The organism is Corynebacterium tuscaniense DNF00037 (genome assembly GCF_000759055.1).
Classification (GTDB): domain Bacteria; phylum Actinomycetota; class Actinomycetes; order Mycobacteriales; family Mycobacteriaceae; genus Corynebacterium; species Corynebacterium tuscaniense.
Window position 1 is genome coordinate 56,562 of record NZ_JRNG01000008.1, and the last position, 21,495, is coordinate 78,056.

Consider the following 21,495-nt stretch of genomic DNA (forward strand, 5'->3'; position numbering starts at 1 on the left):
AATGCGCGGAAAGCTCAAACGTCTGGCAGCTGCAGTCACTGCGGCCACACTGGTGCTCACCGGCGCGGTTTCACCTGCGTATGGCCAAGAGACCACTCGCGATGCGTTACAAGCCGCTACCGCGAACACTGGGTATTTAACTGGCGGAAGGCTTCTCCTGCCCAGAAACGACAATGCCGACCTGACCTGGAACTCCAGCGCAGGCACCCTGCTAACTCGTCTGGAACCCTCCATACGCATCAACGACATCTTGCAGAAAACCACTTCTGTATCCACCCACCATGAAGGCGCAACGGAAGTCAGCGAACTACGCAACATCGACCAAGGAAACGGATCAAATACCGGCATTGAGGTCCTGCGCACCTACCGTTTTGACGGAACTACCGCCACCCTCGAGGTGACGCTGAGCAACACCACCTCCCGCGACCAAAAACTCCAGGTAGACCTGAGCCACTCCGGTGTCCGCCTAGCACCGACCTTCACCGCCATTTCTGGTGATAACACGCTTCTAGCCACCACGAAGAAACCCGACTACACAGTCCGCGTAGAATTTGAAGGCAACCCGCAAGCAACGGGATTTTCCGGCGGAAACTTCTTGCCCGAGGTGCCCTACGGTGCAGAAGGAAAAAAGGGACAGCGCAGCGAAGGAAGCGCGCGCTACCAAACCGGACGCTGGTTCAAACCGCTGAAACCAGGGGAAACCTTCAAGAGCTCCATCAGCGTGACCGCCACGCCCGCGGTTAGCGCAGCAGATTCTGATGGTGATGGCATCCCCGACGAATGGGAACGCCACGGGTTTAGGCCCAGCCCCAACGAATATCTGGACTTCCCGCGCTGGGGCGCGTCCCCCGACAAACCTGACGTGTTCCTCCAGCTCAACTGGATGCAGCCCGAAGTGGATTCTAAAACCTGCGCACCCGGTGGCCGCTACGCACGAACCCCTCGCGGCTATACCGACTTCGTTGCGTGCGCGGAGGCCAACAAGAACGAGTACCGGCCCTCCAAGAAAGCCCTCCGAGATCTGATTGACTTGTTCCAAGACAAAGGGATCAATCTGCATATCGACGCGGGCTCGTGGTTCAACACCTTCACCACCAATCCTGACGAGATGAAGGGCGGCCCGACAGTGCCGTACCGGAAGCCGTACTACGCCAACGAACCAGTTATCCGCCCCACCCTTATCGCCGACCGCGATTACTACCTTGGTACACGCGACGGTGTCTTCCGTCTGGGGATTATTGGTGATCAAATGTTGGCTGGTGACTACTCCTCGGGTGTATCCACCACTCCCGGCAGCTCCTTCTACGTGGCTAAGCAGTCCATCATGACCAGTGACGAGCAGGTACGAAACACGATCCTGCACGAGCTTGGCCACAACCTTGGCCTAACCCACGCTGGTACTTCTACCGTGGCGGAAAACCGCAGGCTAGCAAACGTCAACTTGCCCAATTACCTGTCCACGATGAACTACCTGTACCAGTTCACCCACTTCGGTTACTCCGACCGGGAATACCGCAGCAGCAGTACATTGCCCCGAATCTGCAACGTGAAGAAATGCTACACGGGTTCTTACAGGGTGCCAGCGGACTGGGACAACCTCTTGCTCGCAGACGGCATTAGACATTTTGTTATTCCAGAAACTGACCACCACGAGGACTCCACAATCCGTGACCTCGAAGTTAATGGCGCCGACCAGAACTCTGGCAAGGGTGGCTTCCGCCTCACCCAGGTCCCTGACAAACTCAATGGCATCATTCCCGCTCTGCCAGACAACGTTATCACCGGGGAGATCACCAACCGTGGCCGAACAGACCACACCTTCATCCTTGAAGCCACCTCCCCCGGCGGCCCATTGTGGCGGCAGAAGTTCCGCGTCGAAGGAATCCCAAAGGATCTGCCTAAAGATGACTCGACCAATCCAACAGCCGGCAAACGGTCGGTGGACATTCCGATTGAGTTCGGGGACGTTGTCCCTGAGGATTCCCTCCCGGTGACTATCCGACTGTTCAATGAGGCGGGGGTAGAGCAGTTCAATGAAACGTTCAGTATCCCTGTGTTGGATTACAGCGTTGAGGAACTCTCCACGGTTGTGGACGAGGTACTCGCCGACCCCAACGGCGACCCTAAGGCGAAGGAAGCAGCGAAAAAGGTTCTTGAACGCCTGGAGAAAGCAAAGAAGGACAAGGATGACGGGAACGGCAAGAACCCCGGTGACAAGCCCGTGGTTCCTCCGACTATCCCGGGGAAGCCGGCCACGCCACCGCTCTCAGGTGAAGGCTCCAGTAACGGTAGTTCCAGCCTGCCTGGTTCCAGTCGCCCGAGCGTAGAACGCGGTGCGGAGTGGAAGATCCCGGTTACCGTCTTCGGCTCGATTCTTGGCCTCGTGGGCTTGGCCGGGATCTGGGAGCAGTTAGTAGGCCGTTAGAACTCGATTGATGCCGCACCCTTGATGTTGCGGAGGTTGGAACGGGCAAGCGTGACCATGTTTCCAATCCCGCCGTCAAGGACGGTCTTTACCGCGGACTCCGTAAAGCCCTTGATCATTGCCCAATCGAAGTTGGGTGGGAGCGACAAGGCGTTCGGGTCTGTGACAATGTCCACGAGTACGGGGCCGTCATGATCCAAAGCCTGCTTGAGGGTTTTCTTCAGATCCTGTGGCTTTTCCACACGGAAGGACGTGATGCCCGCGGCCTGAGCGATGTCGGCGAAGTTCACGCCCTCGTGGGAGGTGCCGAACTCTTTAAGGCCAGCCACCATCATCTCGAGTTTGACCATGCCCAAGGTGGAGTTGTTAAACACCATCATTTTCACCGGCAGGTTGTGTTCCTTAACTGTGATGAGTTCGCCTAGCAGCATGGCCATACCGCCATCACCGGAGAACGTAATCACTTGGCGGTCACGGTCTGCAGCCTGCGCACCAATTGCTTGGGGCAGTGCGTTGGCCATGGTGCCGTGGCGGAAGGAGGCCAACTCGTCCTTCTTACCGTTCGGGGTGATGTAGCGGGCAGCCCATACGTTGCACATGCCGGTGTCGACGGTGAAGAGGGCGTTGTCGTCCGCAAGCTCGTCGATAAGCTGCGCGGCGTACTCCGGGTGGATCGGGGTGGCCTTCTCATTGTGACCGAAGTTCTCAATCACGTTGTTCAGCAGCTTCGCGTGCTCTTTGAGCATCGAGTCCAAGAAAGAACGATCCTTCTTCTCCTCAACATGCGGCAGGATGTTTTCAATCACGCTCTTCACATCGCCCACGACCGGATACTGCACTTGGGTGCGGCGGCCGATGTTCTCCGCCTTGATGTCCACCTGTGCCACATTCTTGGTGGGAAGCCAGGCGTTGTACGGAAAGTCCGTGCCCAACAGAATGAGAAGGTCAGCTTTATGCGAGGCTTCGTAGCAGGCGCCGTAACCAAGTAGTCCGTTCATGCCCACGTCAAAGGGATTGTCGTGCTGGATGTGCATCTTGCCGCCGAAAGAGTGACCGATGGGGGACTTGATCTTCTCCGCCAAGGCGAGGACCTCCTCGCGGGCTCCCGCCGTACCAACACCGCAGAAAAGCGTCACGGTCTTCGCATCATTGATGGCCTGCACGAGGCGTGCTGCTTCCGCAGGATCGGGGAACACGCGCTTGTTGTCACCACGTGCGATCGTGGATTCCAACAGGGGAACGTCCGCAGCTTCCTGGCTAGCAATGTCGCCAGGCAGCACAAACACGGATACGCCCTTGCCGGCCATGGTGGATTGGATCGCGTGGTGCAGGATGCGTGCGCCCTGCTCCGGCGAGTTGACCATCTCGCAGTAGCCCGAGCATTCTGCGAAGATCTGCTCCGGGTGCGTTTCCTGGAAGAACTTCGAGCCAATTTCCTGGCTAGGGATGTGCGATGCGATGGCCAGCACCTTTGCGCCATTGCGGTGCGAGTCATACAACCCTTGAATCAGGTGAGTGTTGCCCGGACCACAGGACGCAGCACACACTGCGAGATCTCCGGTCACCAGGGATTCAGCCCCCGCCGCGAAGGCAGCTGCTTCCTCATTACGGACGTGAATCCACTCAATGCTGGATTCAGCCACTGCATCGGAGACCGGATTCAGTGAGTCACCCACAATGCCGTAAATGCGCTTAACGCCGTTCTTTTCTAGAGTTGCGACAATCTGGTGTGCAAAATCTTTATTCATCATTCCTCCGTCACATATCGTTTCGTCCGCACCCACGGTACGCCTCTTTCGCACACTCTCTCGGCCGCCACGGTTTTCTGCTTATCGGCGCACCGCCTCACCCAGTTCCTTCAACACTGCCTCATCTGTGAAGTACGTTGAGTGTCCACCCGAAATTCCGGGTATCCGCTCCGCGCCAAAACTTGGATCCGCGGGGTTAAATCCGTGTGCCGCAATCGGGCCGTTCCGCAACATCAAAATGGGATCGGTGGGGGAGTCCGCTACCGTCACCCGAGTGTCGGTGCCAATGAGATTTAACTGATCCACGTTCGAAGCCGGCACTCCGGGGGAACCAGCGAGGACCAGTTCATCGGCGAATAAGCCGTAGCCCATTGCTGCTCGCGTGGCCACAACCGAGCCGTAACTATGGCCGAGCACAACTTTGCGGGCATTCGGAAAACGATCGTTCATTGACATCTGAAAATTTGCGAGTTCTTCCGCGCTTGCGCGCGCATAAGATGGGTCCGCCCCTTCCGCAAGGTTCTCCGGCGGGAGGTAGCCTTGCCACACCACCACTGCGCCCCCCGTGGCGGCTGCGATGTCCTGCGCCCGTTTAATCGCGTCGGGCAATGCTTCCGGATTACCGCTGGATACTCCGGACACCTGAGTGATCACGCTTTTGGGGTTCTCCCGCCACGAATCATCACCCGGTGGACCCACCATGACGGTGAAGCCGTCGCCATATTCTGGAGTCGCCCCTTCCGGTAGCGTTGCGGCCTCGAGGAGCATGCCATCCGCTTCAAGCACAGCTTTCCGGACCGAGGCCGGGGCCGTGCTCAAATTCCGTTCACTGATCTGGTCAAGCGGTTCACCGGGATGGAATACAAGCCGGTCCAGGTCGGCCTTGTGTTCCAAAAGGCATTCCCCGGCTACGGAGGCCGCGCAGGACTTGTCTAGCAAATAAGACTGCAGCGCCACAGTTGCTATAAGGGCTTTGTGGGCAAAAACGACCGAAGGTGGCAGTGGCAAACGCGGACCGAGTGCCGCATTGCCCCAACCAGCAAATCTGGCTAGTACATCGTCCAACTCGCGCTGCGCCGCCGCAGCGGTATCAAGCACATCGGCCACCGCGTTGAGGCGCTTAGCGGGTTCCCCAAAAGCAGTGCCCAGGCTAGCAAGGAGGTCTAAGCCCTGGATGGCGGTGGGGCCATCCAAACCGGCAGAGGCAAGCATGTTTCGATGCACCCACGTGTCATCGATACGTGATTCAAGAGTTTTTGCTACCTCGCGCATCTGGTTTGCAGAACTCGTGAGTTCGTTAGCCACCAGCATTAGAAACCTCCAAATGTATTTGTGGAATCAACGTCGTTGATCGCCTTGACAAAAGCCGCGAGATTAGCCGCCTGCTCGGTCACGTTGCGGGAACGCGTAGATATTCCGTCCAAAAGAGTTTCATGCGCTCGCGCCAGCGCACTGGACGTGAGACTCGGAGTGGATAGGCCGACCAAATGCGGAGCTTTCCACTCAGGGAACGAAGGGAGACCATGTGATGGTGCTTGGATGTAGTTCATGTTTTCGAGCAAAAAGCATGACGCCGCCAAGCGCAAGGAAAATGCCCAAAGTGGCAAAATCGGGCTGTGGAATTCGCTTCAAATTCCACATACGCTGGTGCGCATGCGAATCGGAATCGTGCAAGTCACCACCACAAAAGACAAGTGTGAAAATTTGTTTCTTGTCACTGAAAGCATTCGGCGGGTTGCCAAGCACGGTGCCACACTCATCGTGTGCCCAGAAGCAACATCACAAGCCTTTGACTCTGGCCGCCTAGACACCCAAGCGGAAGAACTCGACGGGCCTTTCTCCACTGGTCTGCGTGAGCTTGCTGCTGAGCTCGGCGTGACCATCGTCGCCGGGATGTTCCGCCCTGCTGACACTCAGGGGGAAGTCAACCGCGTGTACAACACCGCCCTAATCACCGGCAATGGTCATCACGAGGGTTACGACAAAATCCACACCTTCGACACCGCCACCTACAGCGAATCCGATACGGTCAAACCCGGCTCACGCCTGCACACCTTCACCCACGAAGGGGTCACCATTGGCGTAGCCACCTGCTTTGACATCCGCTTCCCGGAACAGTTCAAACAACTCGCCCGCGAGGGCGCCCAGGTCATCCTTGTGCCCACAAGCTGGGCCGATGGGGAAAATAAACTCGAGCAGTGGAATACTCTTGCCCGTGCCCGCGCGCTCGACGCTGGAGTGTTCATCATTGCTCCTGACCAAGCACGACCAGGTGGCACGTCCGAAGCGGGCACGGCCTCCGGCCCCACCGGCATCGGCCACTCCATCGCCGTTGCCCCCGACGGCACCGTCATCGCTCAAGCCGGATACGAGCCAGAAGTCCTCGTCGTGGACATCGACCCCGAACAAGCCCTGAAACAGCGCAAAGCACTGCCCCTGCTTTAATCAGCCTGCGTCAACCTCAACCAATGCGACGCATCCGCAAGAGCTCGCAGGCCCGGCTCGTGCGACCCAGCCGCGTCCACGAGCAATTCCACATTCACGCCAGCGCCACGCTCCGCGGCAGCAAACACCGCGGCCCGCACTCCAGCCAAGGCTGAACCACGCGCATCAACAGTGCTGGAAAGCCACACAGGCTCACCGCTGGCATGCCCCAATGTCCAGTAATCACCCACCTGCGGAATCTGCGCATTGTCAACACCGCTAGTCAGCGCCTCCGCAGGCAAGAAAAACACCAGCTCGCCAAAGTCATTCGGCGGAATCGCAGGGGCCAACGTATCCCACAGCGGGTCCACTCCCTCCGCCCGCGCCGCCGTAGCGATCTCCGGGCGCAGCACCGGAAACGTTTGCCCAGCCTCATACTCCACCGGCACAGAAGAAGACAGGTAGACGGACCAGTAGGCGATCCCGGTGTCGTCGAAAAGCGGAAGCACCCCAATCACCTCCATCGCCGACGCCGGAGGCACACCCGCCAGATCAGCCTCCCGCGCAGCATCCCCCATCCGCGCCAAACCCGAAACCATATGCGCGCGCAACTCTTCCGCATCGGGGTGCGCCCCCAACACCGCATCCACAGCCTTGGACACAGGCTCCACCAAGGCATCGTAAGAATCGGCAGACACAGCAAGCCTTCGCCTATCGACGCCCACAGCCCCCATCCCATCCTCATCCCCCACCAACGCCTCTACCAAAGAACGTGCTTCCGGAACCTCCGGCAAGTAGCTGACCAGCTCTTCTATCAACGATGGCGGTAAATTCATACGTGGCGACATGCTGCCCAAGATACCGCGTCCACTCCGACCGCTAAGCTAGCCGGGACAGAACCTTGCAGATCCCACGGATCTGGCGGAGAAACCGAGAGCTGAAAGGCCCATCATGGAATTCACCCCCTACGTGCTGCTCACCGATGTTGGATGGATCTCCATCCTCCTCATCATCGGCAACATCCTCCGCCAACGCGTCCGCATCCTCCAGCAACTCCTGCTGCCGGCACCCATCACCGCCGGCCTCATCGGACTGTTCCTCGGTCCCGAAATCCTCGGGATCATCCAGTTCTCCGACAAAATCGGTGCCTACACATCGCTCCTCATCGCCGTTGTCTTTGCCTCTATGGCCTACTCCATGGACCTCGGGGGGTCCGTAGCCAAAGGTGCACGCAACATGTGGGCATTTTCCACCACCATGTTCATGTTCCAATGGGGGCTCTTCGTTCTTTTGGGCATCTACCTCTTCAAACCTGTCTTCGGCACGGAGGACTGGTTCGGCATGATGCTGCCCGTCGGATTCGTCGGCGGATTCGGTACAGCCGCCGCCGTCGGCTCCTCACTCGAAGACACTGCCGGTGCCGTTGCCGCATCCTCCCTCGGGTTCACCTCCGCGACAGTGGGCACCATTGTGGCCATTATCGGCGGTGTCATCGTGGCTAACTGGGGTATTCGCGCAGGTAAAGCCACCGAACTCCAAGGTGAACTGCCCAAGGAATTGCGCTCCGGGTACATCGAGGACGAATCCCAACGTCCCTCCATCGGCAAAGCAACCACCAACCCCTCCTCGATCGAACCGCTTGCCCTCCACGGCGGATTCATCGTCTTCACGGTGCTTGTTGCCTACTTAGTGGACGGCTACCTCTCTACCGCCCTCGGCAACGTCTCCATCCCACTATTCGCCCTGTCCTTCGTCATTGGTTTTGTTGGCCGCGGTCTCCTGCGTCTGTTCAAAAAGCCGAACTACCTGGACAAGGACACCGTTACCGCTATCTCTGGTGCGGCGACCGACTACATGATTGCCTTCGGCATCGCCTCCATTGTCCCCGCAGCGCTCGCGGCGTACTGGCAGGCGCTCATCTTGCTTTTCGTCCTCGGCCTCGTGTTCTGCCTGTTCTACCTGCTGGTCATGGCGCCACTGTACTTCGGTGAACAGTGGATCGAACGCGGCATTTTCGGTTGGGGGTGGGCAACCGCCGCTGTGGCCACAGGTATCGCTCTGCTCAAGATGGTGGACCCGAAGCTCAAATCTGGCACACTCAACGAATACGGCGTGGCCTACGTTGGTTTCGGCCCCTTCGAAATCGGCATGACCATCCTGGCCCCAATCGCCGTGCTCGCCTCCTTCACCGGTGCGTTCGGCTGGGTGTCTACGCTGATCGCAGCGGGTATCCTCATCATGAGCTTCGCGCTCAAATGGGTCCCTGTTCGCTCAGACGCGAAGACTTAATGGCGTAGCCCGCCTGTTTCTCCCGCACGGCCTTCGCGGCGTACCACGTGGCAATGCCCTCCCGCATCGCTTCCCTGTACGCCGCCTCAACTCGGCCCACGACGTGCCACGGCGCCACGTCCCGGATCCGCCGGTTCAACGCGCCGACGCGCTTCTTTAGCTCGGCATCATCTGTCTGAAAGTACGCGAGCGCAAACGACAACATTTCCAGCTCATCATCATCAAAAACCAGCGGTGGCATTTTCTCACCGCGCACCAAACGGTAGGAATTCTCGCCCCGTCGCGTCGTCTCAACCTCAAAACCAACGGCGCGGAGCCCCTGAATATCACGCCTCAACGTTCGCTTATCGACGCCTAATTTCCCCACCAACTCCTCCCCCGTAAAAGCCTGCCCCGTTTGCAGCACCGCCATCAGTTCCGCCCCGCGCAGAAACGGCGGACATTTCGGCCGCCCCTCAAAGACCGAGATCTCTGAAATATCCACTCGTTTCATCTCGACTGATCCCCCTTTTGTCTAGTCCCCTTAGTTTCCCGATTCCCCTGGTTCCTTCTTTTTGAAGGATGTTTCTGACGTTAATCGTCATCGCCGCTGTTTGCTAGCAAAAACTGTCCACTTAAGTGGACATCGCACTTTTGAAGCAGTAGCTCAGCTCCGCGAACTTTTCACTGTCCTGCGCTTTCTCTTCTTCTGTCTTTCTTCTCGCAGTTTCCGCTCATATATGGGCAATGGACGATGCGGACTTATCTGTCCACCCGGGCATCTTCAGAGCTGTGGCTTGCATTTTTGCGGTGGTGCGGAGCGGACGCACTTTGCGTCCGCTCCAGAAGGGAATAAAGCTACAGTTCACGGTGATGATCGTCGAAAAGCGGACAAATTTGTCCGCATCCCATTTCGCCCATATATGTGCGAGGAAGCGGGAGTGAGTGTGAAAGCGGGTGTCAACGGGGGAGCGGGCCACCGGGTGTCAGCGCGGGAGCGGGCCGCCGGGTGAGTGTCGCCGGACGTAGTGTCTGTGCGGAAAAGAATTTTTAGGTTGAGTGGAACAGACTCAAGTTTTAAAGCGTTGCACTGAGTGACCAATTAATTTAGAACGACAGAAGACACGAAAGGAGCACTTCAATGAGCTCGTTTAATCCCACTACTAAAACGCAACAGGCGCTGCAGGATGCGCTCCAGTTGGCCTCCGCAAAGGGGAACCCGGACATTCGTCCCGCACACCTGCTGTACGCAATCCTGACGCAGGAAGATGGCATCGCGGCACCGGTGCTGAAGGCAACGGGCGTTGATCCGGAGACGGTAGCGCAAGAGGCAGCTGAAATCGTCGATGGTTACCCCAAGGCTGAAGGCCAGAACATGGCCAACCCGACGTTCAACCGCGATGGTCTTAATGCGCTGAACGCGGCGCAGGAGTTGGCTGGTGAGCTCGGCGATGAATACGTTTCCACCGAGGTGCTTCTGGCTGCCATTGCACGCGGCTCGGAAGAAGCTGCAGAGCTGCTGAAGAAGCGTGGCGCGACCTACGACACGATTAAGGCAGCTTTCCCCTCGGTACGCGGGCACCAAAAGGTGACCTCACAGGACCCAGAGGACCAGTTTCAGGCTTTGGAGAAGTACTCGACGGATCTGACGGCGCGGGCACGCGAGGGCAAGATTGACCCGGTTATCGGCCGTGACAGCGAAATCCGGCGTGTTGTTCAGGTGTTGTCACGCCGTACGAAGAACAACCCGGTTCTCATCGGTGAGCCAGGTGTGGGTAAGACCGCCATCGTGGAGGGCCTTGCTCGCCGCATCGTGGCTGGTGACGTGCCTGAATCCTTGAAGGGCAAGACGCTGATCAGTCTCGATCTGGGCTCCATGGTCGCTGGTGCGAAATACCGCGGTGAATTCGAGGAACGCTTGAAGGCCGTACTCGATGAGATTAAGCGGGCAGACGGCGAGATCATTACGTTCATCGATGAGCTGCACACCATCGTCGGTGCAGGTGCTACCGGTGAGGGCTCTATGGACGCCGGCAACATGATCAAGCCGTTGCTGGCTCGTGGCGAGCTCCGCCTGGTTGGTGCGACGACGCTGGATGAGTACCGCAAGTACATCGAGAAGGACGCCGCTTTGGAGCGTCGTTTCCAGCAGGTGTACGTGGGTGAGCCGACGGTGGAGGACACCATCGGTATCCTGCGTGGCCTGAAGGAGCGCTACGAGGTCCACCACGGTGTCCGCATTCAGGACTCGGCGCTGGTGGCTGCAGCAACGCTCTCGGACCGCTACATCACGAACCGTTTCCTGCCGGACAAGGCGATTGACCTCGTCGATGAGGCCGGCTCGCGCCTGCGCATGGAGATTGATTCTTCCCCGCAGGAGATCGACGAGCTTGAGCGCATTGTGCGCCGCCTCGAAATCGAGGAGATCGCACTGTCGAAGGAATCGGACGCTGCTTCCCAGGATCGTCTTGTCACACTGCGCCAGGAGCTGGCGGATCAGCGCGAGAAGCTTGGCGAGCTGAAGGCTCGTTGGGAAAATGAGAAGGGCGAGATCGATAAGGTCCAGCGCTTGAAGGAGGAGCTGGAAGATCTGCGTAACCAGTCAGAGATCGCCGAGCGTGAAGGTGATTTCGCGAAGGTTTCGGAGTTGCGCTACGGGCGGATTCCGGAAGTTGAGGCTGAGCTGGGGGCAGCGGAGGCGTCGACAAGCGAAAAGACGATGCTCAGTGAGGAGGTGACGCCTGATGTGATCGCTGATGTTGTGTCGAGCTGGACCGGCATCCCGGCGGGCAAGATGATGGAAGGCGAGACCGAGAAACTCCTGCGTATGGAGGATGTCCTGGCTGACCGTGTGGTTGGTCAGCGCGCGGCGGTGGAGGCTGTGTCGGATGCGGTGCGGCGTTCGCGCGCGGGCATTGCTGATCCGAATCGTCCGATTGGTTCGTTCCTCTTCCTTGGGCCTACGGGCGTGGGTAAGACGGAGCTGGCGAAGTCGCTGGCGGAGTTCCTCTTCGACGATGAGTCCGCGATGGTGCGCATTGATATGTCCGAGTACGGCGAGAAGCATTCCGTTGCGCGCCTGGTCGGTGCGCCTCCGGGATACGTCGGCTACGACGCAGGCGGCCAGCTCACCGAAGCTGTTCGCAGGCGCCCATACAGCCTCGTGCTTTTCGACGAAGTGGAGAAAGCCCACCCCGACGTCTTCGACGTCCTACTGCAGGTCCTCGACGAAGGCCGCCTGACAGATGGGCAGGGGCGGACCGTGGACTTCCGCAACACCGTGATCATTCTGACCTCCAACCTCGGAGCGGGCGGCACGCATGAGGAGATTATGGAGGCGGTGAAACGGGCGTTCAAGCCGGAGTTCATCAACCGTCTCGACGACGTGGTGGTCTTCGACCCGCTCACCCAAGAGCAGCTTGTGGGCATCGTGGACATCCAGCTCGCGGCGCTCGCGGAGCGTCTTGCTTCACGACGCCTGACGCTGCAGGTCTCCGACGCCGCCAAGTCCTGGCTCGCTGAGCGTGGCTACGATCCGGCCTACGGTGCTCGTCCGTTGCGTCGTCTGATCCAGCAGGCGATCGGTGATCAGCTGGCGAAGAAGCTGCTTTCCGGCGAGATCCGCGACGGTGACCCGGTGCACGTAGACGTCGCCGAAGGCACCGACCGCCTCGACATCAACGCCTAAGGGGCCGCAGCGGCGGCACCGCCGCCGCCCAGTCCGGGGCCAAGGCATACGGCGCTTAATGAAAATGTGTTTCAGCTCACTCGACTTACCCGCATGTGATGTGTATCATTCCTGGGGAACATCCCCTTCAGAATAGGAGAACCATATGTCCACCCCAACTTCCATGCGAGCAGCAGTTGCCGAACAGTTCGGCCCAACCGTCAACGTCAAAGAGATCGACCTGCCTAAGCCTGGCCCGTTCCAGGCACTGGTGAAACTTTCTGCCAGCGGCATCTGCCACACCGACCTTCATGCGGTGGAAGGTGACTGGCCGGTCAAACCGACTCCGCCGTTCGTGCCGGGCCACGAGGGCGTCGGCGAGATCATTGAGTTGGGGCCGGGTGAGCATTCGGTCAAGGTTGGTGACATTGTCGGCAACGCTTGGCTCTGGTCCGCATGTGGCGCGTGCGAGTTCTGCCGGACCGGCCGTGAAACGTACTGCAAAAAGGCGGAATACGGCGGCTACACGGTGAATGGTTCCTTTGGTGAGTACATGCTCGTAGATACGCGATACGCCCCACGCATCCCCGAAGGCGCCGACCCGGTCGAGGTCGCCCCGATCCTCTGCGCTGGTGTCACGGTATACAAGGGCCTGAAGGAAGCACAGGCGAAGCCGAGCCAGTTCATGGTCATCTCCGGTATCGGTGGCCTCGGCCACCTCGCAGTGCAGTACGGCGTGGCCATGGGCATGCGTGTGATTGCAGTAGACATCGCTGACGACAAACTCGAACTGGCCAAGGAGCTCGGTGCCGAATTCACCGTCAACGCCGCCAACACCGACCCGGGTGAGGCTGTGCAGGAGTTCACGGACGGCGGCGCCCACGGCGTGCTTGTTACGGCCGTGCACCCAGCCGCGTTCGGACAGGCCATTGCGATGTGTCGTTCCAACGGCACCATCGTCTTCAACGGTCTGCCGCCGGGGGAGTTCCCGGCACCGATCTTCGACATCGTTCTGCGCGGCATCACCATTCGCGGCTCCCTAGTGGGCACGCGCCAGGACATGGCGGAGGCGCTCGACTTCTACGCCCGCGGCGAGGTGAAGCCCCACGTCACGGCGTGCGAACTCGATGATGTGAACCAGGTGTTTGAAGACATGCGAAACGGCAAGATCGCCGGCCGAATGTCCATCAAGTACTAGGCGTTTGCTCTGTCCGGGGGTGCTTACCGCCGACCCCCGCCGCAGACCGGTGAATGACTGTATCTTCGCCAGTGAGGGTCTCGCTGAAGCGTGTTAGCGCTTACGGGGCCTTCTTCCGGTTCACAGGTAGATGAGCGGAAGGGTTTTCGGCTTAAGGGACAAACTTTCCGGGCTCCTCGGCCTGCCTTGCCGCCGCCAACCCGCCACGCCCAGACCCCAGCACCGGCTACAATCCGGTGCATGCAACCGATCACCACTATCACCACCCGGGTTGCTGTCCCGGGTATGGAAAATGAGCTGCTTGCGGGCCACCAGCTCTCCGGCAACCATTTCGTGGTTGCCAGCGTGCCGTTTCTGGATACCTCGCTGGCGCTGGGGGACATCGTGGAGTGTGTCACAGTTGGTGGCCAGTTCCACGTGGATCGCGTGGTGGTGCGCGGCGGTGCCTCGACGGTGCGTATCCTCCCAGCGACGGAGGCTCCACTGCAGCTCGCCGAGACGTTGCTTGCGTTCGGCTGCCGGGTGGAGATGGGGCCGGGTGGGATGCTCGCGGCGTCTATAGGCCCGGATGCCCCGAAGGATGGTATCCGCGAGTGGCTGGAAGGCCTTGAAACCCAGGGCATCATTTCGCTCGCGTAGGTAGTGTGGGCGCCATGAGCGTCTACATTTCCTCCGAAGAGCTGCGCGAACTGATTCGCACCGGCGAAAAGCTCACTTTATTGGCCGCGCTGTGGGATGCGCGCGCGGGCCAGGCACGGTCCACGTTTCACGCTGCGCACATCCCCACCGCCCAGTTTTGTGACATGTCGGTGCACCTCGTGGGCACACCTACAGCGCAGGTAGGCCGTAATCCGTTACCGTCGCTGGAGCGGTTGAGTGAAACGTTCGGCTTCTGGGGCATTGCGGAGGATCGCCCAGTGATTGTGTATGACACCGGCCATGGCGTCTTCGCTGCCCGTGTTTGGTGGACTTTGCGTTGGGCGGGTGTCCGCAACGTGCGCATCCTTGACGGTGGGTTCGCCGCGTGGGAAGCGCTCGGCTTTGACACAGTTGCTGGCCCGGGCCCTGTCAACGTCCATTCGGAGCTTGTCGCGCAGCGTGGCCAGGCACCCACGATCGACGATGTGCACGATTACAAGGGCCTGCTTATCGACGCTCGCCAGCCCAACCGCTACCGTGGCATCAAAGAACGTTTAGATAAAAAAGCGGGCCACATCCCGGGGGCACGGAACCTGCCCGTGCAGGACGTCTTTGACAGCAATGGCATGGTGAAACCCTCGGATGAGATCTTGGAACGCTTCGCCCAATTGGGTGTCACTCACACCACCGATCCCGCCTCGGCGGTTGTCTATTCCGGTTCCGGCAACCACTCTGCCAAGTTGCTTGCCGCCGCGGTGCACGCGGGGTTGCCGATGCTCACCCACTACATCGGTGGCTGGTCCCAGTGGGCCGCGGACGTAACAAACCCAGTTTCACGCGAAATCTAGGCCTGAGCGCTGGGCTTCGGGTGAAGGATTTAACACTCTGAGCCTGCCCTACCCGGCAAAAGCCCAGGTCACACGCGCTTGTGGGGTTAAATCCTTCACCCCCACAAAGTGCGCCTACCCAGCAATGTCCCCACGCCCGATAAAGTGCTAACCAATGGGTTTTGTTTTGTTAACGCTTTCCGTGCTCGCCCTGATCGGGGCGAGCCGTTTGTGGCGCGCGGAATCCCGGCACAAAGCACTGAGCAAAAAGCGGGACAAAGCGCTCGCTAGAACTACGCCTGCTGAACCTGCCCCGAGATCCACCCACGGCCGTAAGACCCGCAAGTCCCACAAGCCCCACAAACTGTCGCGCCGGGCACGCCGGGACTGGGCCACCGCCAACGGCTTTACCTACACCGCCGAAGATGAATTCCTGCAGGACGAATGGACCCGCGGTGCTGCCGCCAGCGGAGCCCCCATTAAGGACGTCTTGACGGGCACTAAGTTTGGCCATGAAACCCGTATCGCTGATATCGCAGGCACGACCGTTATCGGAATGGGAACGGGCATGGCTAGCGATGTTGTTGTGGACATGCGTCGGCTCCCACTGACTCAGCAGCTCTCCGAGGACCTCGTCGAGGTCGCTCAAATCGAAGGGTTTGCTGTCTTCGCGTCGGAGGGTGGTCCGGCGGAACGAATGCTGGATATCCGCGTCCGCACGGCTTTGGAGCAGCTTCCGCCGCAGGTTGACGCGGTCTGTTTCGAGTCGGAGTGGGTGCTCGCGGAGTTCGACGACGTGACAGATTGGGACGCGGTTTTTGCTCCGCTCGCCCTCCTCGCCGACACCGCGCGCACCCTTCCGCCTGAAATATGGCCGCGGCTTGAACTCGCAGGCACGTCGCGTGAGATGGGCGAGCCCGTGCTTATCGACATCGCATCTCACCCCACCCCTTCCCACCACTTCCATCCCGCCATTACGCGTCCTGAGGAACCCTTGGAGATGCCCACGCGGCTGACCGGCGGGGTGAAGGGGGACATCACAGACCATGAGGTGGGGTCTGATGAGGTCAATGCGATTGGGACTGGCCAGGAAGATCCTCAGCCAAACGACGGCACTCGGGTCGCGCGCAAACTTGATCCGCCGTCTATTTTCGATGACTAACTCGGGGTGGCTAACCTTGGAGGCATGAGTGCCACATCTATTGACGCCACGGCTAAGGCCCGCCTTGCTGAGCTTGTGAAGGAGCTCGCTGTTGTTCATGGTCGAGTGACTTTGAGTTCCGGTAAAGAAGCTGACTACTACGTTGATCTCCGTCGTGCCACGTTGCACCACGAGGCCAGCCGCCTCATCGGTTCCCTCGTACGCGAACTGACTGCTGACCTGGACTTTGATGCGGTTGGTGGTCTCACCTTGGGTGCTGATCCGGTGGCTACGGCTGTGATGCATGCGGATGGCCGTCCGATTGATAGCTTCGTTGTCCGCAAGGAAGCGAAGAAGCACGGGATGCAGCGTCGCATTGAGGGGCCGTCGATTAAGGGTAAGCGTGTCTTGGTTGTGGAGGACACCACAACTACCGGTAATTCACCGCTCACCGCGGTGGAGGCGTGCCGGGCCGAGGGTGCTGAGGTCGTTGCGGTTGCGACCGTGGTGGACCGCGAGACTGGTGCTGACAAAGTGCTCCACGATGCCGGTTTGGAGTACCGCTTCCTGCTTGGTTTGAACGACCTTGGCCTCGCCTAATCCTGCTGAGTCCACCCCGACCGACAAAGGACCAACGGACAAGGGACCAGCGAACAAGGGGCCAATGGATAAGGGGCCAACGGAGTGGAATGAGGGCCGGCATGGCGTCGGTCCGTGGGAGGGCGAATGGCCCACTGACCCGCGTTTCGACCCTCAGTTTTTGGAGCACGGCGATAGCCGCAACGTTGTTGACCAGTACCGCTACTGGTCGATGGAGGCTATCCGGGCGGATTTGGATCAGCGCCGCCACCCGTTTCATGTTGCGATTGAGAATTTTGAGAATGACATGAATATCGGCACCGTCGTCCGCACCGCAAATGCGTTTTTGGCGGAGGCGGTTCACATTGTGGGGCGGCGTCGTTGGAATCGCCGAGGTGCGATGGTGACGGACCGTTATCAACACATCATTCATCACGACACCGTCGCAGATTTGGTTACGTGGGCCACCGAACGGGGCCTCTCCGTGGTCGCCATTGATAACACGCCCGGTTCAGTTCCCCTAGAAACTGCTGAAATCCCGCGAAATTGTGTGCTCCTTTTCGGTCAAGAAGGCCCGGGCATCACTTCTGAAGCCCAGGACGCGGCGTTGATGACCTGCTCGATCGCGCAATTCGGCTCGACGCGCTCGATCAATGCGGGGGTGGCCGCAGGAATCGCGATGCACACGTGGGTACGCCAGCACGCCACGCTTGACGACGCCTGGTAGCTCCCCACACCACCCTAAGACCACTCGCAGTCTCACAAATGGCATCACTTTGCCGATTCCTGCCGCGGTCCCCGAGACTCCAGCGGCTTTTGCAGTTCCCGATGCGCTTGCAGTTCGAGAGGCTGCTGCAGTTTCCGAGGTCCCGCGAGTGTGTGCATATGTGTGAAAAGTGAAGCGGACAAATTTGTCGGCTAAGGAACGAGCGATGCTCTGACCTGGATTTATGCTTCCGTAGAGGGCGGACGCAGAGTGTGTCCACCTGGTACCGCGCCGTTCACGCAGGTGAAGGCTTGAGAAGAAAGCAGACGGACAAATATGTCCTCATGAAGTTTCAGCTATGTATGTGCTTCCATGTGTGTGCTTCTCGTGGGTGCGAGAAGGTCATGCTGGGATCATTCCGGGATTGCGTTGCGTTCCAGGTTGCTAGGGGATAGTGGCTAGACCGAACAGTAAGGAAGAAAGGGAGGGAAGGGAAGAAAAGGAGGGAAGAAAAAGAGGGAAGGAAAGAAAATGCAGGGGAAGCGGGAAGAACGGATGTTGGCTCCCTGTATTGAAAGAGAGTAGATAATAGATAAGGGTCTATAGATAAGAATCTATAGAGAAGGATCTATTGAGAGCACACCAAAATGAGGCCGAGGCAGGGCCGAGAGAAGGAGGCAGCGTGGTACGCACGAAGTCATCTGTTTCCGACTCCGCTGAGATGTGGGCATATCGCGCGGACCTTGCAGAGGCAGCGGTAGCTGAACGTCATGCTTCGCCATTGTGGCGATTGCCGCGAACAAACCTGGCGGTGGTTGCATGGCCTGCAACGCCACGTGAAAAGGCCTTTGTCACGTGGCATTACTGGTGGCAGGCGCACTATTTGGATTGTTTGGTGGATGCGGAGCGTCGTCAGTCGACCAAAGCTCGTCGCGCGAACATTTCGCGGACGATTCGGGGGATCCGGATTCGCAACCATGGGAATCTGACTCGTAACCGTTATTACGACGATAAAGCCTGGCTGGCATTGGCGTTAGGGCGGGCCGGGGAAGAAAACCAAGCACGGCGCGAAGTACTTGCAGATCTAGAGAAACCGACGGTGAAAACAGCGGGGCTGCCACCACAGTCAAAGCTGCCGAAGTTGCCGAAGCTGCTGCGGGGGCTGAGGAAACCTGGCCAGCCAGGCTTATCGAAGGTGACGCGGTTGTGGCGTCGGCCGAAGACACGATTCCGCCCGCTGGAGGAACTCGAGTTCAACATCCTCGCAGGCCTGGACAATGTCATCGGGGTTTTGCCATGGCGGACAGATGAGAACTTCTTCAACGTCCCGGCGAATGGTCCGGCGGCGATCATGATGGCGAGGAGTGGGCGTCTGGATAAAGCTCGTGAAGTTATGGGCTGGATCTTTGACAACGTCATGGCGGATAACGGGCTTGTGCAGGACGGAATTCGTCTGCACGCGGATGGTCCACGGACAACGGATATCTCCTACACCTACAACCAAGGCACGGTTTTGGGGGCGGCACTGGAAATCGCGATTGCACTAGACAATCAGGAAGCCGGAAATGCTGATGAAGCTTCCGGGGATGCGCAGATGTTTTACATCGCCCGGATCCACGACTTGGTGCGGGCTGTGGCAAAACACTTGGCTACGCCTGCCGGAGTGATTGATAATCAGCGGGACTGCGCACCCAATAAGGGTGGGGATGGCGCTCTGTTTCAGGGGATTCTTGTGCGCTATCTTGCAGACGTGGCGGTGCGTCTCCCGGATACGACGGCGGCGGGCCGGGCTGCGAAGAAGGAAGCGGCACGACTTGTTCTGGCGTCGGCCGCTGCGATGTGGAATAACCGCCTTGAAGTGGACGGATTGCCTGTTTTTCCGGTGCGTTGGGTGGAGGGGGCGAGGTTGCCGCATATTTATGGGGGCGGGGGAGCGTCGATAAGCAAGGCCCCTGAAATTCCGGAACGCGATCTTTCTGTGCAACTTTCTGGCTGGATGTTGCTCGAGGCGGCAGCGCGGGTCGCGCAAAGCGGGCATACTGGTTAACGTAACCGCATTCGAGTGAGAGGACTCTTCATGCCTATTGCAACCCCTGAGGTTTATAACCAAATGCTTGATACGGCCAAGAAGGAAGGTTTTGCTTTCCCGGCCATTAACTGCACTTCCTCGGAGACCATCAACGCTGCGCTACGTGGTTTCGCTGAGGCGGGCTCTGACGGCATCATTCAGTTTTCTACTGGTGGCGCTGAATTTGGTTCCGGTCTGTCGGTGAAGAACAAGGTTGTGGGTGCGGAGGCTCTCGCGGCGTTTGCTCACAAGGTGGCAGAGCAGTACGACATCAACGTGGCGCTGCACACGGATCACTGCCAGAAGGAAGTTCTGGACGAGTATGTGCGCCCGCTGATCGCGATTTCGCAGGAGCGCGTGGACCGTGGTGAGCTGCCGCTGTTCCAGTCGCACATGTGGGATGGTTCCGCGATCCCGATCGATGAAAATCTGGTGATTGCGCAGGAGCTGCTGGAGAAGGCTCGTAAGGCGAACATCATTCTCGAGGTTGAGATTGGTGTTGTCGGTGGTGAAGAGGACGGCGTTGAGGCGAAGGCCGGCGCGAACCTGTACACCTCACGCGAGGACTTTGAAAAGACCATTGATGCGATTGGTACCGGTGAGAAGGGCCGCTACCTGCTGGCAGCTACCTTTGGCAATGTGCACGGCGTGTACAAGCCGGGCAACGTGAAGCTGCGCCCCGAGGTTCTGGACATGGGCCAGAAGGCGGCAGTGGAGAAGCTTGGCTTGTCTGCTGGTGAGCGTCCGTTCGACTTCGTGTTCCACGGTGGTTCCGGTTCTGAGCCGGAGAAGATCGCCGAGTCCCTGACCTACGGCGTGGTGAAGATGAACGTGGACACTGATACTCAGTACGCGTTTACGCGCCCGGTCGCTTCCCACATGTTTGAGAACTACGATGGCGTGCTGAAGATCGACGGTGAGGTAGGTAACAAGAAGGCCTACGATCCGCGTTCGTACCTGAAGAAGGCTGAGCAGTCCATGTCCGAGCGCGTTGTTCAGGCGTGCCAGGATCTGAAGTCTGTGGGCAAGTCTGTTTCGCGGTAATTAGCGTTGTACCGTCAAGGTCAGGCCAGTGAGGGCCTGGCCTTTTCTATTGCGAAGAACACATGTGATGCCGATGGTTAGACAAACAAATCGCGTGCGTATGACCACGCGTGAGCGCATGGCTGCTGTTGAGGACTCGCTTGAAGCGCGTCTGAAGCGAGTGGCTCAGCGGTTCTTTCCGGCGCTCCGGGTGGGGGTTGCGGCGGGGATTGCGTATGCCATTGCGTTTGAGTGGGTTGGTCACGGGCAGCCTTTTTTCGCGCCGATCAGTGTGGTCATCATCGTCGGGTTGTCCGGTGGTGATCGGATCAAGCGTGCCTTGGATATGTCGCTTGGGTGCATCCTGGGCGTGTTGGTCGGTGACCTTGTGTTCGCACCGCTTGGCCCGGGTGGGTGGCAGATTGCGGCGGCGGTGTGTGGGTCGATGTTGTTTGCGTCGTTCTTTTCTAAGTCGATGTTGGTGGCAAATCAGGTAGCCATTGGTTCGATTTTGATTTCCACGATCATGCCGCCTGACGCCGCTGTCACAGGGTTTGATCGTGCGGTTGACGCGTTTATTGGGTCGGCGGTGGGCCTTGCGGTTGTTGCGCTTGTGCCTTCTGCGCCGTTCGCTGCAGCCCGCCAGGAAATTTCCAAGGTTCTTTCCATTTTGAGCTCAGTGCTTGACGACGTCTCTGCCGGCATCTCCCACCAAGACCCCTCCGAACTGGCCCTGGCGTTGGAGGCGATTCGTGGTACGCAATCCGATATTGATGCCATGG

Annotated in this window: 17 protein-coding genes; 13 read left to right on the forward strand and 4 right to left on the reverse strand. The window is 59.0% G+C overall.

Translation table 11 applies throughout. The features are described from left to right. The first annotated feature begins 1 nt into the window (after position 1). Positions 2–2,425 carry a zinc metalloprotease gene (locus HMPREF2129_RS02660; RefSeq protein ID WP_034662772.1) on the forward strand — a complete coding sequence of 808 codons (2,424 nt, stop codon included), beginning with the start codon at positions 2–4 and terminating at the stop codon, positions 2,423–2,425. Here HMPREF2129_RS02660 and HMPREF2129_RS02665 read toward each other — a convergent pair. Both HMPREF2129_RS02665 and HMPREF2129_RS10545 read right to left on the reverse strand, forming a co-directional pair. After that, a complete protein-coding gene (locus tag HMPREF2129_RS02665) occupies positions 2,422–4,173 on the reverse strand; it encodes a pyruvate dehydrogenase (protein WP_034662838.1) in 1,752 nt (583 codons plus the stop codon). The two genes, HMPREF2129_RS02660 and HMPREF2129_RS02665, sit on opposite strands and share 4 nt — an antisense overlap. Before the next feature lie 81 nt (positions 4,174–4,254). Then, a complete protein-coding gene (locus HMPREF2129_RS10545) occupies positions 4,255–5,478 on the reverse strand; it encodes an alpha/beta hydrolase (protein ID WP_170253094.1) in 1,224 nt (407 codons plus the stop codon). Between the two features lie 348 nt (positions 5,479–5,826). Here HMPREF2129_RS10545 and HMPREF2129_RS02680 point away from each other — a divergent pair, with 348 nt between their 5' ends. After that, the gene (locus HMPREF2129_RS02680; protein ID WP_034662844.1) at positions 5,827–6,618 is read left to right on the forward strand and encodes a carbon-nitrogen hydrolase family protein; all 792 of its coding nucleotides are present in this window, start codon (positions 5,827–5,829) and stop codon (positions 6,616–6,618) included. On the opposite strand, the gene HMPREF2129_RS02685 is transcribed toward HMPREF2129_RS02680, so the two are convergent. After that, on the reverse strand, positions 6,615–7,445 hold the full coding sequence (locus HMPREF2129_RS02685) for a ferredoxin reductase domain-containing protein (protein WP_156959222.1): 831 nt from the start codon (positions 7,443–7,445) through the stop codon (positions 6,615–6,617). The genes HMPREF2129_RS02680 and HMPREF2129_RS02685 overlap by 4 nt on opposite strands. 103 nt (positions 7,446–7,548) lie before the next feature. Here HMPREF2129_RS02685 and HMPREF2129_RS02690 point away from each other — a divergent pair, with 103 nt between their 5' ends. After that, positions 7,549–8,886 carry a sodium/glutamate symporter gene (locus HMPREF2129_RS02690; RefSeq protein ID WP_034662780.1) on the forward strand — a complete coding sequence of 446 codons (1,338 nt, stop codon included), beginning with the start codon at positions 7,549–7,551 and terminating at the stop codon, positions 8,884–8,886. On the opposite strand, the gene HMPREF2129_RS02695 is transcribed toward HMPREF2129_RS02690, so the two are convergent. Then, the gene (locus HMPREF2129_RS02695) at positions 8,849–9,379 is read right to left on the reverse strand and encodes a helix-turn-helix transcriptional regulator (protein ID WP_034662782.1); all 531 of its coding nucleotides are present in this window, start codon (positions 9,377–9,379) and stop codon (positions 8,849–8,851) included. The two genes, HMPREF2129_RS02690 and HMPREF2129_RS02695, sit on opposite strands and share 38 nt — an antisense overlap. A 627-nt stretch (positions 9,380–10,006) precedes the next feature. Between HMPREF2129_RS02695 and clpB the strand changes: the two genes are divergently transcribed. From clpB to HMPREF2129_RS02750, 10 genes are all read left to right on the forward strand, one after another. Then, positions 10,007–12,553, forward strand: a complete 2,547-nt coding sequence (clpB, locus tag HMPREF2129_RS02705) for an ATP-dependent chaperone ClpB (RefSeq protein WP_034662788.1) — start codon at positions 10,007–10,009, stop codon at positions 12,551–12,553. Between the two features lie 145 nt (positions 12,554–12,698). Then, positions 12,699–13,730 (forward strand): alcohol dehydrogenase AdhP, encoded by a 1,032-nt coding sequence (adhP, locus tag HMPREF2129_RS02710; RefSeq protein ID WP_034662791.1) that lies wholly within the window; start codon positions 12,699–12,701, stop codon positions 13,728–13,730. Between the two features lie 240 nt (positions 13,731–13,970). Beyond that, positions 13,971–14,369, forward strand: coding sequence for a DUF4265 domain-containing protein (locus HMPREF2129_RS02715; RefSeq protein ID WP_034662793.1), 399 nt, complete (start codon positions 13,971–13,973; stop codon positions 14,367–14,369). Between the two features lie 14 nt (positions 14,370–14,383). Further along, a complete protein-coding gene (locus HMPREF2129_RS02720) occupies positions 14,384–15,217 on the forward strand; it encodes a sulfurtransferase (protein WP_034662796.1) in 834 nt (277 codons plus the stop codon). 154 nt (positions 15,218–15,371) lie between these two features. Continuing rightward, positions 15,372–16,358 carry a type III secretion system chaperone family protein gene (locus HMPREF2129_RS02725; protein WP_034662798.1) on the forward strand — a complete coding sequence of 329 codons (987 nt, stop codon included), beginning with the start codon at positions 15,372–15,374 and terminating at the stop codon, positions 16,356–16,358. Positions 16,359–16,382: 24 nt separating this feature from the next. Further along, positions 16,383–16,937: an orotate phosphoribosyltransferase gene (gene pyrE, locus HMPREF2129_RS02730; protein WP_034662801.1), complete on the forward strand. Its 555-nt coding sequence runs from the start codon at positions 16,383–16,385 to the stop codon at positions 16,935–16,937. Positions 16,938–17,001: 64 nt separating this feature from the next. Next, on the forward strand, positions 17,002–17,643 hold the full coding sequence (locus tag HMPREF2129_RS02735) for a TrmH family RNA methyltransferase (protein WP_034662803.1): 642 nt from the start codon (positions 17,002–17,004) through the stop codon (positions 17,641–17,643). Between the two features lie 700 nt (positions 17,644–18,343). Beyond that, positions 18,344–19,669, forward strand: a complete 1,326-nt coding sequence (locus tag HMPREF2129_RS02740) for a glycoside hydrolase family 76 protein (RefSeq protein ID WP_034662847.1) — start codon at positions 18,344–18,346, stop codon at positions 19,667–19,669. A gap of 30 nt (positions 19,670–19,699) precedes the next feature. Then, entirely contained in the window at positions 19,700–20,734 is a 1,035-nt protein-coding gene (fbaA, locus tag HMPREF2129_RS02745; protein WP_034662806.1) for a class II fructose-bisphosphate aldolase, read from the forward strand. A gap of 100 nt (positions 20,735–20,834) precedes the next feature. Beyond that, the coding region (locus tag HMPREF2129_RS02750; RefSeq protein WP_198021513.1) for an FUSC family protein at positions 20,835–21,495 on the forward strand (661 nt) is incomplete at its 3' end.

What these genes read in the sequence shown, in the direction of transcription:
- HMPREF2129_RS02690 (WP_034662780.1), top strand. Translation starts at nt 7,549, where the DNA reads ATGGAATTCACCCCCTACGTGCTGCTCACCGATGTTGGATGGATCTCC.
- clpB (WP_034662788.1), top strand. Translation starts at nt 10,007, where the DNA reads ATGAGCTCGTTTAATCCCACTACTAAAACGCAACAGGCGCTGCAGGAT.
- HMPREF2129_RS02715 (WP_034662793.1), top strand. Translation starts at nt 13,971, where the DNA reads ATGCAACCGATCACCACTATCACCACCCGGGTTGCTGTCCCGGGTATG.
- HMPREF2129_RS02680 (WP_034662844.1), top strand. Translation starts at nt 5,827, where the DNA reads ATGCGAATCGGAATCGTGCAAGTCACCACCACAAAAGACAAGTGTGAA.
- HMPREF2129_RS02720 (WP_034662796.1), top strand. Translation starts at nt 14,384, where the DNA reads ATGAGCGTCTACATTTCCTCCGAAGAGCTGCGCGAACTGATTCGCACC.
- pyrE (WP_034662801.1), top strand. Translation starts at nt 16,383, where the DNA reads ATGAGTGCCACATCTATTGACGCCACGGCTAAGGCCCGCCTTGCTGAG.
- HMPREF2129_RS02725 (WP_034662798.1), top strand. Translation starts at nt 15,372, where the DNA reads ATGGGTTTTGTTTTGTTAACGCTTTCCGTGCTCGCCCTGATCGGGGCG.
- HMPREF2129_RS02735 (WP_034662803.1), top strand. Translation starts at nt 17,002, where the DNA reads ATGGATAAGGGGCCAACGGAGTGGAATGAGGGCCGGCATGGCGTCGGT.
- fbaA (WP_034662806.1), top strand. Translation starts at nt 19,700, where the DNA reads ATGCCTATTGCAACCCCTGAGGTTTATAACCAAATGCTTGATACGGCC.
- adhP (WP_034662791.1), top strand. Translation starts at nt 12,699, where the DNA reads ATGTCCACCCCAACTTCCATGCGAGCAGCAGTTGCCGAACAGTTCGGC.
- HMPREF2129_RS02665 (WP_034662838.1), bottom strand. Translation starts at nt 4,173, where the DNA reads ATGAATAAAGATTTTGCACACCAGATTGTCGCAACTCTAGAAAAGAAC.
- HMPREF2129_RS02685 (WP_156959222.1), bottom strand. Translation starts at nt 7,445, where the DNA reads ATGTCGCCACGTATGAATTTACCGCCATCGTTGATAGAAGAGCTGGTC.
- HMPREF2129_RS02695 (WP_034662782.1), bottom strand. Translation starts at nt 9,379, where the DNA reads ATGAAACGAGTGGATATTTCAGAGATCTCGGTCTTTGAGGGGCGGCCG.
- HMPREF2129_RS02740 (WP_034662847.1), top strand. Translation starts at nt 18,344, where the DNA reads ATGTGGGCATATCGCGCGGACCTTGCAGAGGCAGCGGTAGCTGAACGT.
- HMPREF2129_RS02660 (WP_034662772.1), top strand. Translation starts at nt 2, where the DNA reads ATGCGCGGAAAGCTCAAACGTCTGGCAGCTGCAGTCACTGCGGCCACA.